The 13,364-nt window shown below is 70.1% G+C and carries 14 protein-coding genes; 7 read left to right on the top strand and 7 right to left on the bottom strand.

The window, feature by feature from the left end:
- Positions 1 to 7 precede the first annotated feature (7 nt).
- Complete coding sequence (locus tag KY661_RS02065) at positions 8 to 622, bottom strand: DedA family protein (protein ID WP_225408579.1); 615 nt, start codon at positions 620 to 622, stop codon at positions 8 to 10.
- A gap of 292 nt (positions 623 to 914) precedes the next feature.
- Between KY661_RS02065 and KY661_RS02060 the strand changes: the two genes are divergently transcribed.
- The 5 genes from KY661_RS02060 to KY661_RS02040 are packed head-to-tail and all read left to right on the top strand — an operon-like array spanning position 915 to position 6,387.
- Positions 915 to 2,174 carry a porin family protein gene (locus KY661_RS02060; RefSeq protein ID WP_225408578.1) on the top strand — a complete coding sequence of 420 codons (1,260 nt, stop codon included), beginning with the start codon at positions 915 to 917 and terminating at the stop codon, positions 2,172 to 2,174.
- A 16-nt stretch (positions 2,175 to 2,190) separates the two neighbouring features.
- Positions 2,191 to 2,775: a YfiR family protein gene (locus KY661_RS02055; RefSeq protein ID WP_225408577.1), complete on the top strand. Its 585-nt coding sequence runs from the start codon at positions 2,191 to 2,193 to the stop codon at positions 2,773 to 2,775.
- The gene (locus KY661_RS02050; RefSeq protein ID WP_225408576.1) at positions 2,772 to 4,283 is read left to right on the top strand and encodes an ATP-binding protein; all 1,512 of its coding nucleotides are present in this window, start codon (positions 2,772 to 2,774) and stop codon (positions 4,281 to 4,283) included. The genes KY661_RS02055 and KY661_RS02050 overlap by 4 nt, the downstream gene beginning before the upstream one ends.
- Entirely contained in the window at positions 4,280 to 4,675 is a 396-nt protein-coding gene (locus tag KY661_RS02045; RefSeq protein ID WP_225408575.1) for a response regulator, read from the top strand. The genes KY661_RS02050 and KY661_RS02045 overlap by 4 nt, the downstream gene beginning before the upstream one ends.
- The gene (locus KY661_RS02040; RefSeq protein WP_225408574.1) at positions 4,672 to 6,387 is read left to right on the top strand and encodes a response regulator; all 1,716 of its coding nucleotides are present in this window, start codon (positions 4,672 to 4,674) and stop codon (positions 6,385 to 6,387) included. The genes KY661_RS02045 and KY661_RS02040 overlap by 4 nt, the downstream gene beginning before the upstream one ends.
- 10 nt (positions 6,388 to 6,397) lie before the next feature.
- On the opposite strand, the gene KY661_RS02035 is transcribed toward KY661_RS02040, so the two are convergent.
- From KY661_RS02035 to KY661_RS02015, 5 genes are all read right to left on the bottom strand, one after another.
- Positions 6,398 to 7,477 (bottom strand): radical SAM protein, encoded by a 1,080-nt coding sequence (locus KY661_RS02035; RefSeq protein ID WP_225408573.1) that lies wholly within the window; start codon positions 7,475 to 7,477, stop codon positions 6,398 to 6,400.
- A complete protein-coding gene (locus tag KY661_RS02030; RefSeq protein ID WP_225408572.1) occupies positions 7,474 to 7,713 on the bottom strand; it encodes an anti-sigma factor family protein in 240 nt (79 codons plus the stop codon). Before KY661_RS02030 ends, KY661_RS02035 begins: the two co-directional genes overlap by 4 nt.
- Positions 7,714 to 7,782: 69 nt before the next feature.
- Positions 7,783 to 8,400 (bottom strand): RNA polymerase sigma factor, encoded by a 618-nt coding sequence (locus KY661_RS02025; protein ID WP_225408571.1) that lies wholly within the window; start codon positions 8,398 to 8,400, stop codon positions 7,783 to 7,785.
- 35 nt (positions 8,401 to 8,435) lie between these two features.
- Positions 8,436 to 9,017 (bottom strand): DNA-3-methyladenine glycosylase, encoded by a 582-nt coding sequence (locus KY661_RS02020; RefSeq protein WP_225408570.1) that lies wholly within the window; start codon positions 9,015 to 9,017, stop codon positions 8,436 to 8,438.
- Positions 9,018 to 9,058: 41 nt separating this feature from the next.
- Entirely contained in the window at positions 9,059 to 10,525 is a 1,467-nt protein-coding gene (locus KY661_RS02015) for an FAD-dependent monooxygenase (protein ID WP_225408569.1), read from the bottom strand.
- Between the two features lie 76 nt (positions 10,526 to 10,601).
- On the opposite strand from KY661_RS02015, the gene KY661_RS02010 reads away from it, so the two are divergent.
- Entirely contained in the window at positions 10,602 to 11,234 is a 633-nt protein-coding gene (locus tag KY661_RS02010) for a TetR/AcrR family transcriptional regulator C-terminal domain-containing protein (protein WP_225408568.1), read from the top strand.
- A gap of 168 nt (positions 11,235 to 11,402) precedes the next feature.
- Positions 11,403 to 12,953: a 4-alpha-glucanotransferase gene (locus KY661_RS02005; RefSeq protein ID WP_225408567.1), complete on the top strand. Its 1,551-nt coding sequence runs from the start codon at positions 11,403 to 11,405 to the stop codon at positions 12,951 to 12,953.
- A gap of 46 nt (positions 12,954 to 12,999) precedes the next feature.
- On the opposite strand, the gene KY661_RS02000 is transcribed toward KY661_RS02005, so the two are convergent.
- Positions 13,000 to 13,323: a hypothetical protein gene (locus KY661_RS02000; RefSeq protein WP_225408566.1), complete on the bottom strand. Its 324-nt coding sequence runs from the start codon at positions 13,321 to 13,323 to the stop codon at positions 13,000 to 13,002.
- Positions 13,324 to 13,364 lie beyond the last annotated feature (41 nt).

Raw genomic sequence — 13,364 nt, 5'->3', positions numbered from 1 at the left:
CCAGGTGTCAGGTAGCGGGACTCCGCCGCCGCGCCAACGTCCGGATGAGCACCGCCAGCACGCCGATGACCACCAGTACCACCACGGCCAGCTGGTAGCGCGCCATCAGCCCCTCCAGGCGCTCGAGGTTCCCGCCCACCGCCCGGCCCACCGAGAGCACCAGCGCGTTGTGGGCCATCGCGGACAGCGCGCCCAGAATCAGGGCATTGCTCCGGGGCATGCGCGCGGCCCCCGCCGCGACGAAGATGACGCCCCGGATGCCCGGCAGGAACCGGTTGGCCAGCAGCAGCCAGGGCCCCCCGCGCCTCATCTTCGCCTGGACCACGGCCAGCCGGGCATGCGTGAGCCCGAAGAAGCTCGCATCCGGTTTGGCATCAAAGCGCCGGGCCAGCCAGGTGCCGAACCAGTAGTTGATGGCCGCGCCCGCCACGCTGCCGGCCGTCACCACCACGAAGACCAGCGGCCACGGGTGGTCGCCCCGCACCGCGTACACGCCCCCGAGCAGGGTGATGGTGTCTCCGGGAAAGGGCGGCACCAGGTACTCCAGCATCGCCGCCAGGCCCAGGAGCAGCACCCCCGCCATCCCCAGCGCCCTGATGAGGTTGTCGAGGAATTCCACCATCCACGCACCCGCCTTCCGGAACCTGCCCGCTTCATCTGGGCCGTACCCCCTGCCCCTGCAAGCTCGATTGGCGGCGGCCCCGCCGGGCCGTAAGGTGGAGGACACCCAAGCGCAGCAAGCCTTCCGCTGGCACCCTCCCCGGCCCCCCGAGCCGGACCGCCCCGGAGCGGACCCGCACTTGAGGGCGGTAAACGATACTGTAACAATACATCAACCCAATACGGTGCTCATGTTTCGAGGTACGCCTCACCCTGTGTTGCCCGCCGCCGGCTGGGCCCGCCTTGGGCAAGGGTTGCTCACCCTCTGGATGCTCCTGGCGCTGCCCGCCGCCGCCCAGGAGCCGCCCGAGCCCCCCGAGGCGCCCGCCGCCGTGGAGCCGCCCGAGGCACCTGAACCGCCGGAGCCTCCCGAGGCGCCCCCGGAGAAGGTCAGCCTGGAGGAGCTGCTCCAGGAGGAGGTGACTTCCGCCTCCGTGGGCTCGTTCGGCTACCGCCTGCGCCGCTACGGCATCACCCCGTACGTGCACGGCGTCATCACCGCGGACCTCTGGCAGTGGGAGCGGCGCCACGGCAACGTGCCCCACCACAACACCTTCGAGCTCCGGGATGCCAACCTCTACTTCGGCGCCGACATCCTGGACCTCATCGTCCCCGAGGTGTTCCTGGAGTTCGAGCCCACCTTCAACTCCTTCGAGTTCAACACGGGCCTGCGCCTGCGGTACGCGCAGCTGGACCTGCGCCTCCACAAGGAGCTGCTCGTCCTCCGGGCCGGCCTGTTCCTGATTCCCTTCGGCACCTACAACACGACCACCTTGCCGGCCTTCATCTCGAAGCTGCCCGAGCGGCCCACGCTCTTCCGGGAGGTCATCCCCAGCCCCTGGCAGGAGCTGGGCGTTCAGCTCACGGGCACCTGGGAGTGGGCCCCCGGCCGGGCGTTCAACTACGCGCTCTTCGCTACCAACGGCATGGAGCAGTTCGACGTCAACAACCCGCTCAACCCAAACGACGACGCGGCCGATGAAGGCGGCTCCATCGCCTTCTTCACGCCCTCGTACGTGGACATCCGCAACACCAGCAAGTCCTTCGGGGCCCGGCTCAGCGCGCAGCTCGCCGAGGGGCTGACGCTCGGGGCCTCGGGCTACACGGGCACCTACACCCGGGACGGGGGGCGGCGGCTGAACATCTTCGGGCTCGATGCGAACTTCATCCGCGGCCCGCTCTCGCTCGAGCTGGAGGCGGCCTTCGCCCACCAGGAAATCACCGGCGGGGCGCTCGAGAAGTGGGGCTACTCGGCCATTGGGGCCTACCGCTTCCACGCCCAGGCCGAGGCGGTGCTCGCCGTGGACGAGGCCGAGGTGGACGAGCTGCCCCCGCCCTTCGATGGCCAGAGCTTCTCCGTGAGCGGACGCTCCTACTGGGGCGGCCTGCTCTACTTCCCCTTCCCGAATCAAATCCCCACGGCGCTCACCAAGGCCATCTACCGCGTCACCGTCCCGGACGGAGCGCAGCCCGCGCAGCATGTCTTCATCCTCCAGTTGGCCGTCGGCTTCTAGCGCCCCCGAGACGCCGATGACCCCGCCCCCCTTCCGCGCGCTCACGTTCCTGCTCGTCCTGCTGGGCCACAGCCTCAGCGCCTTCGCGGCCGACGACCTGTCGCCCAGCAAGCAGGCCGCGCTCCTGCTGCGCGTGCTGCCCTACGACCGCAACTTCCCGCAGCGCGTGACGGACGACACCCTCACCATCGCCGTGGTGTACCGCGAGCGGAACCTGAAGTCCGAGACCTATGCCCTCGATGTGGCCATGGCCTTGAAGGACCTGACGCGCACGGTGCGCCCGCGCAACGTGCCGGTGCGCGTGCTCAGCATCGGCTACTCCAGCCCCGAGGAGTTCGAGGCCGTCATCGGCCAGAACCGCGCCGCGGCGATCTACCTGTGCCCCGGGCTGAGCGACGTCGTCGAGTCCATCTCCGAGACCGCCCGGCGCTACAAGGTCCTCTCCTTCTCCGGCCGGGAAGCGGACCTCCGGGAGAGCGCCAGCATCGGGCTGCTGCGGCGGGGCACGCGGCCGGCGCTCGTGGTGAACCTCCGGACCGCCACGGCCGAGGGCGCGGACCTGGAGCCGGAGCTGCTGGCCCTCAGCGAGCTCATCCGATGAAGGCCCGCGCCGCCGCCCTGGTCCGCCCCTGGCCGCTCACCGTCAAGCTCGTCGGGCTCTTGTCCGCCGTCATCGTCATCACCGTGCTGAGCCTGTCGGTCTCGCTGACCGCCACCCTCACGGCCAGCACGGAGGGGCCGCTCCACGAGCGCGCCAAGAGTCTGGCCACGGTGATGGCGACGCTCGTCCTGCCCGCCATCGAGTTCGAGCACACGGAAGCCGCCACCGAGCGCCTGAGCGCCCTGTCCAAGAGCCCGGACGCCATCTACGCGGCCATCTACGCCCCGGACGGCACCCTGCTGGCCCAGTGGGGCCAGGTGCCCAAGGCCTCCCCCTTCCTGCTGCCCGTGCTGCTCGCCACCAGCCAGGTGGACGCCCACCACCTGCAGGCGGCGGTGCCCGTGGGGGACACGCTCCACAGCTCGCTCATCGTCGCCTTCTCGCGCGCCGAGCAGGAGAACCAGCGCGACGCCATCATCCAGGCGGCGCTGCTCACCTCGGGGGTGCTGCTGCCCATCATGATTCTGCTGGGCGTGCTCGTCGCCACCGGCATCGTCCAGCCCATCCGCGCCATGACGGCCATCGCGGACGCGATTGCCCGGGGGGACCGCATCGCCGTGTCCCAGCTTCCCTCCAACCGGCCGGATGAGTCCGGGACGCTGGCCCGCGCCTTCCAGCGGCTGCTGGAGAAGGAGCACGAGCACCAGTCCCAGCTGGAGGCGCGCGTGGAGGAGCGCACCCAGGCCCTGCAGCAGGCCAACGCGGAGCTGGCGCTGCGCCTGCGCCAGCTCGCCGAGGCCCAGGAGCAGCTCGTGCAGACCGGGAAGATGGCCGCCGTGGGGCAGCTCGCCGGCGGCGTGGCGCACGAAATCAACAACCCGCTGGCGGTCATCCTCGGCTTCGCCCAGGGCATGGAGCGCCGGGTGCCCGAGAAGGACGCGCTGAGCCTGCCCGTGCGCTCCATCGTCCGCGAGGCGCTGCGGTGCAAGAACCTGGTGCAGGAGCTGCTGACGTTCTCGCGCGTCGGCAAGAAGACCGTGGAGTCCGTGGACCTCAACGCCCTGGTGCGCTCCACGCTCGTGCTCGTCGAGGCGCGGGCGCGCACCCAGGAGGTGAAAATCATCCCGGACTTCGCCGGGGGGCTGCCCATTCTCCAGGGCAACAAGACCCAGCTCCAGCAGGTGCTGGTGAACCTGGGCACCAACGCGCTCGACGTGATGAAGAAGGGCGGCACCCTCACGGTGCGCACCTTCCTCCAGGCTCCCGACAGTGTCTGCCTGGAAGTCCGTGACACCGGCAGCGGAATTCCCGAGGAGGTGCGCTCCCGCATCTTCGACCCCTTCTTCACCACCAAGCCGGTGGGAGAAGGGACGGGCTTGGGCCTGAGCCTCGTCTATGAAATCGTTCAGCAGCACCGGGGGCAAATCGAGGTAGAGAGCCAAACCGGTGTTGGAACCACCATGCGGGTCCGGCTTCCCGCCCATACGGGAGGCACCGCAAGCGAATGAAGAGCCTGCGCGGCACGTGCATTCTGATCGCCGATGATGAAGAAGGCATCCGTGACCTCTTTCGATTCACCCTGGAGCCCCTCGGCGTGGAGGTCGTCACGGCCATCGATGGGTGGGAAGCGTTTGAAGCGGTCCAGGCGCGGCCCTTCGATCTCGTCATCCTGGATGTGCACATGCCCCGGATGAGCGGCCCCGAGGTGCTCGTGAAGATTCGCGCGCTGCGGCCCACGCAGCGGGTGCTGGTGGTGAGCAGCAGCTCGGATGCCAGCCACGCCTTCGAGCAGCGGGTGTCCGAATACGGCGCCTCCGCCTGTTTGTACAAGCCCGTGGAACTCGATGAGCTGCTCGGTGCCATCGACCGGGCCCTGTCCGAGGAGGGACACGCCGCATGAGAACGCGCGCTTCGGTCCTCGTCATCGACGATGAACCCGGCATCCGGGACATGCTCTCCTACGAGCTGTCCCAGGAGGGCTTCGATGTCGAGACGGCCGAGAACGGCATCGCCGCCGTGGAGACGCTCCGGCGCCGCAAGTTCGACCTGGCCATCACCGACCTCAAGATGCCCGGCATGGACGGGGTGGAGACCGTGGAGGCGCTGCGCGCGCTGGACCCGGACATCGAGGTGATTGTCGCCACGGGCTACGCGAGCGTGGAGACGGCCGTGGCCTGCATGAAGCACGGCGCCTACGACTACATCCAGAAGCCCTACGACGTGGCCGAGCTGAAGCTGCTGCTGGAGCGCGCCCGGCAGAAGAGCCACCTGCAGAGCGTGGTGGCGCTCTACGAGGCGAGCCGCGCGCTGATGACGACGCTCAAGCACGCGGACCTGGTCCAGCTCGTGGTGACGCTGGCCCAGCGCGTGCTCCGCGCGGACGACATCGGGCTCTTGCTCTGGCGCAGCGAGGACCGGGACTTCAGCATCCACCGGCTGGTCCACGACGTGCTCCCCTCGGAGCCCCTGCTCCTGGCGCTGGCCGAGCGCGTGGCCCGGGTGGGGGGCCCCCTGCGGCTGTCGGCGCTCGACATCCAGCCCCACGCCTCACCGGCCGAGGCCCACATCTATTCCTCCGCGCTGGCCTACCCGCTGGTGGCGAGGGACCAGGTGCTGGGCGCCCTGGTGGCGCTGCGCCGGGGCAACTCGCTGGAGTTCGCCTCCTCGGAGCTCCAGAAGGGCACGGTGTTCGCCAGCCAGCTGGCCATCTCCCTGGACAACGCTCGGCTCTACGACGCGCTGGCCCAGAAGGTGTCCGAGCTCGTCCGGACGCGCGAGCAGCTCGTCCACGCGGAGAAGGTGGGGCTCGCCGGGCAGCTCGCGGGCGCCGTGGCCCACGAAGTCAACAACCCCCTGTCCTTCGTCCTGGCGAACCTCAGCGCCATGAACGGCTACGCCGCGATGGTGCGCGAGATGTGGCTGACCGCGAAGGAGGCGGCGCAGTACCTCCACGGCCTGGACCTGCCGGAGTCCCGGGTGCACGCGCAGATTCTGCGCGCGCCCGCGGGCAGCGAGGAGCAGACCGAGAGCCTGGTGCGGGAGATCGACGAGGTCATCACCGACACGCTCGATGGCGTCAAGCGCATCGCCGAGCTCGTCTCCGGCTTCGCGCGGCTCGCCGAGCCGCAGACGGCCGCGGACCCCGAGCCGGTGGACGTCAACGCCGTCATCCGCGAGTGCCTCGACACGCTGTCCGAGGGGGGCAGCACCGGGGCCCTGGAGATTCAGTTCCACCCGCGGCTGTGCCTGGCGCTCATCACCCGGGAGGACCTGCGCTTCGCGCTGATGCACATGCTGACGTTCCTGCGCGCGCCCACGGGCGGGCCCGCCTCCGAGGCGCGCACGCTCGTCATCCAGACAGGAACCTCGGAGGGCAAGCCCTGGCTGTCCATCCTCAACAGAGACCTGGTGCTCACCGAGGAGGAGCAGCGCCGCATCTTCGATCCGCGCGTGGAGCTGGACAGCGGGGGCCGGACGATGCGCCTCAACATCTCGCTGGCGCTGACGTACCAGATGCTGCGCCGCAACGACGCCGAGGTCTCCACGCAGTTCGAGCCCGGGCGCGGCATCCTGTTCCGCGTCCAGCTCAAGCCGCCCCTGCGGTGGGTGTAGCGCGGGCCCTTCAGCCCTCGCGCACGCGCTCGGGGGCCACGGGGGGCGGGGGCAGCACGGTGCCGCCGTACTGGCTGGCCTCCAGCGTGCCGCAGGCCGCGCCGATGTCCTTGCCGCCGGAGTAGCGCCGTGCGATGGGCGCCTTGAGGATCTGCAGGTGGTCCCGGAAGGCCTTCAGCTCCTCGGGGCCCGGGGGCAGGTACTTGCCCGTGGGGTCCGTCACGTCGATGAGGTCCACCTTGATGGGGATGCCCTCGAAGGTGTCCTTCAGCGCCTGGGCATCCTCCATCCCCAGGTTGAAGCCGGAGATGGCCACGTAGGCAATCATGGCCCGCTCGCGGCGCACCTGCGTGTACTCGCGGATGGCCTCCACCAGCTCCGGCAGCGGGTGCCCCTTCTCGATGGGCAGCACCTTCAGCCGCTTCTCCGGGATGGCGCTCGTCACCGAGAAGGCCAGCCGGTACGGGTGCCCCTCGCTCGTGTACCGGCGGATGGCCGGCACCATGCCCGCCGTGGAGAAGGTGATGGACGTGCCGGAGATGGCGAAGCCCGCGGGGTTGGAGAGGATCTGCGCCGCGCGAATGGTCTCCGTGTAGTTCAGGAGCGGCTCGCCCATGCCCATGAACACCACGCCGCGCACGGGGCGGTCCGCCTCCTCGCGCACCTGGAGCACCTGATCGAGGATCTCCCACGTCTTCAGGTTGCGCTGGAAGCCGAGCTTGCCCGTCATGCAGAAGTCGCACGCCAGCGCGCAGCCCACCTGGCTGGACACGCAGACGATGTACTTCTCATCGAAGATGGGGATGCGCACCGCCTCCACGCGCCCACCCAGGGGCGAGCCGAAGAGGTACTTCACGAAGCCGTCCTCGGCCTGGCGCCGCTCCACCACTTCCAGCCGGGGCATCTGCGCGTGGGCCCGCAGGTGGTCAGCCACCCGGCGGGGCACCTGCGGGGCCGAGCACACGTCCTCCACCGTCTGGGCCCCATGGGCGAAGACGGCCGCGAACACCTTGCGCACCGCCGTGGGGGTGGGCGACAGGGGGGCCAGGGCCTCGCCGAGCTCCGGCAGTGACAGTTGCTTCAGGTTCACGAGGCGGACTTGATCTTGGCGCGGAGGTACTCCGTCAGCTTCTCGGAGACTTCCTGGGGCATGCGCGCGGCCAGCGCCCGCTTGCACAGCCCCGGTGTGGCCCGGTAGGTGCGCAGGAAGTCCACGCACGGGGAACACCCTTGCAGGTGCTCACGTAAGTGCTGGGTCTCCTCCTGCGACAGCTCGCCGTCGAGGAAGTTCATCAGGAGGTTGATGGAATCTTTACAGGTATACATCCAGAGCCTCGACCGCAGCCTTCCTCGAATCCGTGCTCCCTTCGAAGATGCTGGGGACGCCGGAGGGTTTCACACTGCACGATTGTCCCGGTTATAGAACTGGTCAATCGCCTCCCGCAGCGCGAGCCGGGCACGATGCAACCGGCTCTTGATGGCGGGGACCGAATCCCCCGTCACCTCCGCAATCTGTTCGTAACTGAGCCCCTCGACGTCTTTCAAGAGAAAGACTTCGCGGTAGCCCTCGGGCAGCCGGTCGGTCGCCTGCTGGATGGCCAGCCCGGTCTCCGCGTCCAGGGCCTTCTCCTCGGCGTCCCGGCTCCAGTCCTGCTCGGGGTAGGCGGCCAGGGAGCCCCGCTCGGTGAACTCCGGGCCCTTGAGCTCCTCCTCGGCCGCCTGCACCACCCGGCGGTGGCGCAGCCGCATGAGGGCGTGGTTCGCCGCGATGCGGTAGACCCAGGAGCTGAACGCCGCGTCGCCGCGGAAGTCCTTGAGGTGTTGGTAGGCGGACAGGAAGGTGTCCTGGGAGATTTCCGCGGCATCCGCCTCGGAACGCGTCATTCTGAGCGCCAGCCCGAAGACCTTGTCCCGATGGGACTCCACCAGCGCCTCGAACGCGGCCATCTCTCCGGCCTGCGCGCGCGACAGCAACTGGCGGTCTTCTGGGGGTGGGGCGACCTCGTCGGGCATGTCAGGGCTCAACCTCCCAGTCATGGGGTCTGCCGTCAAGGACGGCAACGCCCCCGCTGGGCGGGCCCCTTGCTCACATGGACACTGTCACGGATCCACAGCCGGAAGGGCGCCTGGGCCCACACCCCCGCATAGTCCACCCCCACCCGGGGCCCCTGGGCAACCCGTTCGTCCGGGACGGGCACCCCCGGGGTGAGGGTGAGCCCCGGCGCCTGGAGGTCCGCGCGGTTGTGGGCCAGGGTGATGCCAAAGGCGCTGCAGAGCCGGCCCGGCCCATCCGTGCGGCGCCCCGGGGGCAGCCCCTCCACCGGCTCCACCCCGCGCACCAGCACCGCCCCGGCCAGCCCGTCGGTCTCCGTCACCACGTTGAAGCAGTGGTGCATGCCATAGATGAAGTAGACGTAGGCGCGCCCCGGCGGCCCGAAGAGGACCTCGGTGCGCGCGGTGCGCCCCTTGGCGGCGTGGCACGCCAGGTCGAACTCGCCGATGTAGGCCTCCGTCTCGACGATGCGGCCCACGCGCCGCACGCCCCCCTCCTCCAGCACCAGGTGGGTGCCCAGCAGCTCGCGGGCGACGGTGAGGGCGGGACGCTCATAAAAGGAGACGGGCAGACGCATGGGGACAAGACAACCCCGGGCCCCCGCGCCCCCATCCCGGCTCAGGCGCGCGCCGCGTAGCCCACCCGTCCATCCGGGCGGAGCAGCACGGAGGACCACTGCCGCAGCACTTCCGGCCCCCCTGCCGGCTCGGCGGTGACGGTGGACGTCCAGCGCGCCCAGGGAACCTCCGGGGCCGCCCGCCCCTGGGACGCGGGGCGCTGGAGCAGGAGCCACTTTCCTTCGTGCATGAGCGAGTAGAGCGGCCGGGTGGCGCCATCCTCGCAGCGCAGGGGCACATCGGGCAGCCGCGTGCCCCCCCAGCCCGCCGGGGCCTCCATCCCGGGCGGGGCGGGCAGCACGGGGTCGGGATAGGCCACATCGAAGGCGGAGATCTGCTCGGCGAGCAGGCGGTTGGCGGCGGGCAGCGTCAGGAGCCGCGACATCGCCGCCCGGAGGGCCTGGCCCTCGGGGTGGGCCGCGTCCAGCAGGGCCGTCTGGCTCAGCGTGTTCTGGAGGAGGGCCGCCCCCACCGGGTGGCGCTCGTGCTGGTAGGTGTCGAGGAGCGGCTCGGGGGCCAGGCCCCGCAGCACCCCCACCAGCTTCCAGCCGAGGTTCATCGCATCCTGGAGGCCCACGTTGAGGCCCTGCCCGCCGGCGGGCAGGTGGATATGGGCGGCGTCTCCCGCCAGGAACACGCGGCCTGTCCGGTAGGCCACCGCCTGCCGGGTCTCGTTGCCGAAGCGGGACAGCCAGAGCGGGGACTTCAGCCCGAAGCTTGTGCCCGCGATGTGCCGCACCGAGCGCTCCAGTTCCTCCACCGTGACGGGCTCGGACAGGGGCACCTGCATCCGGTCCGCGTCCATCACCACAAGGCGGTGGTGGAGGCCATCGCCCAGGGGCGCCACCATCAGCAGGCCCCGGGGATTCGAGACGGTGAGCGCCGGCCGCGGCAGCGGCTCCGTGAGCACGAAGTCCCCCAGCAGGAGGCTCATCGTCGCCTCCGTTCCCGGAAACCCGATGCCCGCCAACGTCCGCACGGCACTGCGGGCCCCATCCGCGCCCACCACATAGCGGGCCTCCGTGCGGAACGTCCCGCCGCCGCCCGTGCCCTCGAGCCGCACCTCGTCCGGAAGCTGCTGAAGTCCCGTGACGGGGTGCCCCCGGTGCAGGGCCACGCCCAGCTCCAGGGCCCGCTCCTCCAGGAGGGCCTCCGTGACGGCCTGGGGGATGAACAGGGAGAAGGGAAACGCCGTGTCGAGCACCGAGAAGTCCAGCCGGGTCTCCAGCGCGGCGTAGTGCCCCATGGGCAGGGGCTGCCCCCGCGCCAGGAACCGGTCCGCGAGCCCCCGCAGCGCCAGCACCTCCAGGCTGCGCGGGTGCAGCGACAGGGCCCGGGACTGGGCCACGCGCTCCGTCCGGCGCTCGAACACGGAGACCGCCACCCCCGCGATCGCCAGCTCGCACGCCAGCATCAACCCCACCGGACCGCCCCCCACGATGGCCACATCCACTCGCGCTTTCCGCATCGTTTCCTCCGTCAATCTAACAGCGTTAGTTTCAACTAACAGCGTTAGGCTGTCAATCCGGAGCCAGGAGCCGGACATGCGCATCCAGAGAGACCAGGTGGTGCAGGCCGCACTCGAGCTGCTGGACGAGGCGGGCCTCGAAGGGGTCACCATGCGCAAGCTGGCGCAGCGGCTGAACATCCAGGCCCCGTCGCTCTACTGGCACTTCGCCAGCAAACAGGCGCTGCTGGAGGGCATGGCGGATGCGCTCATCGCGCCGGTGGCGCGCACCGTGGCGCCGCAGGCGCGCTGGGAGGAGGTGGCCACCACGGTGGCCGCCGAGCTGCGGCGGGCGCTGACGTCACGCCGGGATGGCGCGCAGGTCTTCGCGGGCATCTACGCCGTCACGGAGAACGTGCTGCGCGTGAGCGAAGTCCTGATGGGGGCCCTGCGGGGCGCGGGGGCTTCCTCCAAGAGCGCGTCCTGGGGGTGCTTCTCCATCCTCTATTACGTGCTCGGCTTCGCCATGGAGGAGCAGGCGCTGGACCCGCGGTGGAACCCGGACGGGGTGGGGCTGCCCCAGCGCCGCGAGGAGTTCGCCGCCTTCGGCCCGCGCTTTCCCCACGTCCTGGCCACGCTGGAGGCCACGCTGGACCCGGACCTCGAGGCCCGCTTCGCCTTCGGGTTGCGCTGCCTCCTCACCGGGCTCGGCACGGCCCTGGAGTGTTGACCCACCAACAATGCAGACCCAGGGGAAGAACGGCCTCACGCGCTCAGTGACGGCCATTGGACTTGGGTCCCATTCGCCCCGCCCGGCCTGTGGTTTCCCAGCGGATAAACGCGAGGACTGTCACTCCAAGCAGTTCACACCGGCGGGTTGCTGGGGCAGATTGCGCACATGCTCCCTACCGGTCGGCTCTCCGGCCTTTTGCTGCCCGTTTTTTCCTTCCGCTCGCGTACTGACTTCGGCATCGGCGACTTCGGCGCGATGCCCGGCCTGTTCAAGTGGATGAACGAGGCCCGTCAGAAAATCCTGATGGTGCTGCCGCTGCTGCCCACCGCGCCCGGTGACCCCAGCCCCTACGCCACGCGCTCGGCCTTCGGCCTCAACCCGCTCTTCATCGACCTGAAGTCCCTGCCGGAGTTCCAGGCCACCGGCGGAGAGGACTCGCTGACGGACGAGCAGAAGCGCCAGCTCGCCGAGGCGCGCGCCGCCCCGCGCGTGCGCTACGATCTGGTGTTCCCGCTCAAGGACGCCGCGTTCGCGAAGGCCTTCGAGCACTTCGAGCAGAAGGAGTGGGCCTCCAAGAGCCCCCGCGCCCAGCAGTTCCAGGCCTGGCGCGAGGCGCAGGGCGAGTGGGTGGAGAGCTACGCGCTGTTCACCGCCATCTCCGAGGACCAGCAGCGCCGGGCGTGGTGGGAGTGGCCCGAGCCCTTGCGCACGCGCCAGCCCGAGGCCATCCGGGCCGAGGGCACCCGGCTGGAGCGCCGCGTGCGCTACCACGCCTGGCTGCAGTGGGTGGCCGAGCAGCAGTGGAACTCGGTGCGCGAGGACGCCAAGGCGCGCGGCATCCTGCTGTGCGGCGATGAGCCCTTCATCATCGGCCAGGACAGCTCGGATGTGTGGGCCCACCCGGACATCCTGCGCCGTGATGCGCGCCTGGGCGTGCCGCCCGATGACTTCTCCGCCACCGGCCAGGACTGGGGCCTGCCCTACTTCGACTTCGCCGCGATGGAGAAGGACGACTACCGCTGGCTCAAGTCGCGCGCCATCAAGGCCGCCAGCTACTACGACTTGCGCCGGGTGGACCACGCGGTGGGCTACTTCCGCCAGTGGATCCGCGACGAGCAGACGCCCACCGGGCGCTTCATCCCTCCGGACGAGGAGACCCACAAGCGGCTGGGCGAGAAGCTCTTCCGCCTGCTGTCCCAGGATGCCGGCATCGTCGCCGAGGACCTGGGCGTCATTCCGCCCTTCGTGCGCCACATCCTCGCCCAGCTGGGCCTGCCCGGCTACCGGGTGATGCGCTGGGAGCGGGATGACATGACGTACCGCCACCCGCACCAGTACCCGGCCGTGTCGCTGGTCACCACGGGCACCCACGACACGGAGCCCATGGCCGACTGGTGGGAGGCCGCCCGGGACGACGAGCGGGCCGCGGTGGCGCGCACCTGGCCGGAGTTCCAGGGCGTGGAAGTCTCCCCCAAGTTCAACGCGGAGATTCACCGGGCCATGCTGGCCGCCGCGCTCAACTCCAGCAGCAACCTGTGCGTGCTGCCCTGGCAGGACATCCTGGGCACGCGCGACCGCATCAACCTGCCGGGAACCATGAGCGACAGCAACTGGGCCTACCGCATCTCCCAGAACGTGGAGGAGCTGCTGGAGGACCCGCAGTCGCGCGCCTCGGCCGAGCGCCTGGCCTGGCTCACCGCCTCCGCGCGCCGCTGAAGCACTCCGCCCGGGGCGGGGCCTGTCCGGGCCCCGCCCTCCGTGGCTAGTCGTCGTCCTTGATGCAGCGGATCTGATACGGGATGCCGTCGAAGGCGACGCAGCGCCGCCCCGGCTTCAGGCAGTCCAGCCGCTCGCAGATGCGCGAGTCCACACACAGCGGCGGAGACCGGCCGTACTCGAAGAGGAGCTCCGCGCAGAGCAGGTACTCCCCCCGGTTGTCGTACCCGCAGTACAGGTACGGACATTCGACGATGTCGTCCAGGTTGCTGCCCTCCTTGAGCTTCATCGCCTCGTCTTCACTCGGCCCGCAGGAGAGCATCACTCCCGCCAGGGCCACGCCGAGCACGCCGCGCATTCGCCATGTCATGACAGCCTCACTCTGGCTCAGGGCGCGTTGGCTTGCACGCT

The sequence above is a fragment of the Allostigmatella hybrida genome, assembly GCF_020103775.1.
In the GTDB taxonomy this organism is placed as follows: Bacteria; Myxococcota; Myxococcia; order Myxococcales; family Myxococcaceae; genus Hyalangium; species Hyalangium aurantiaca.
Note: the sequence above shows the minus strand (reverse complement) of the source record. Positions and strands in the feature narration are given on the sequence as shown.

Bases quoted from the DNA above. Each gene is read 5' to 3' on its own strand.
- KY661_RS02005 (WP_225408567.1), top strand. From the start codon at position 11,403: ATGCTCCCTACCGGTCGGCTCTCCGGCCTTTTGCTGCCCGTTTTTTCC.
- KY661_RS02030 (WP_225408572.1), bottom strand. From the start codon at position 7,713: ATGTATACCTGTAAAGATTCCATCAACCTCCTGATGAACTTCCTCGAC.
- KY661_RS02010 (WP_225408568.1), top strand. From the start codon at position 10,602: ATGCGCATCCAGAGAGACCAGGTGGTGCAGGCCGCACTCGAGCTGCTG.
- KY661_RS02055 (WP_225408577.1), top strand. From the start codon at position 2,191: ATGACCCCGCCCCCCTTCCGCGCGCTCACGTTCCTGCTCGTCCTGCTG.
- KY661_RS02015 (WP_225408569.1), bottom strand. From the start codon at position 10,525: ATGCGGAAAGCGCGAGTGGATGTGGCCATCGTGGGGGGCGGTCCGGTG.
- KY661_RS02020 (WP_225408570.1), bottom strand. From the start codon at position 9,017: ATGCGTCTGCCCGTCTCCTTTTATGAGCGTCCCGCCCTCACCGTCGCC.
- KY661_RS02040 (WP_225408574.1), top strand. From the start codon at position 4,672: ATGAGAACGCGCGCTTCGGTCCTCGTCATCGACGATGAACCCGGCATC.
- KY661_RS02000 (WP_225408566.1), bottom strand. From the start codon at position 13,323: ATGACATGGCGAATGCGCGGCGTGCTCGGCGTGGCCCTGGCGGGAGTG.
- KY661_RS02050 (WP_225408576.1), top strand. From the start codon at position 2,772: ATGAAGGCCCGCGCCGCCGCCCTGGTCCGCCCCTGGCCGCTCACCGTC.
- KY661_RS02045 (WP_225408575.1), top strand. From the start codon at position 4,280: ATGAAGAGCCTGCGCGGCACGTGCATTCTGATCGCCGATGATGAAGAA.
- KY661_RS02065 (WP_225408579.1), bottom strand. From the start codon at position 622: ATGGTGGAATTCCTCGACAACCTCATCAGGGCGCTGGGGATGGCGGGG.
- KY661_RS02025 (WP_225408571.1), bottom strand. From the start codon at position 8,400: ATGCCCGACGAGGTCGCCCCACCCCCAGAAGACCGCCAGTTGCTGTCG.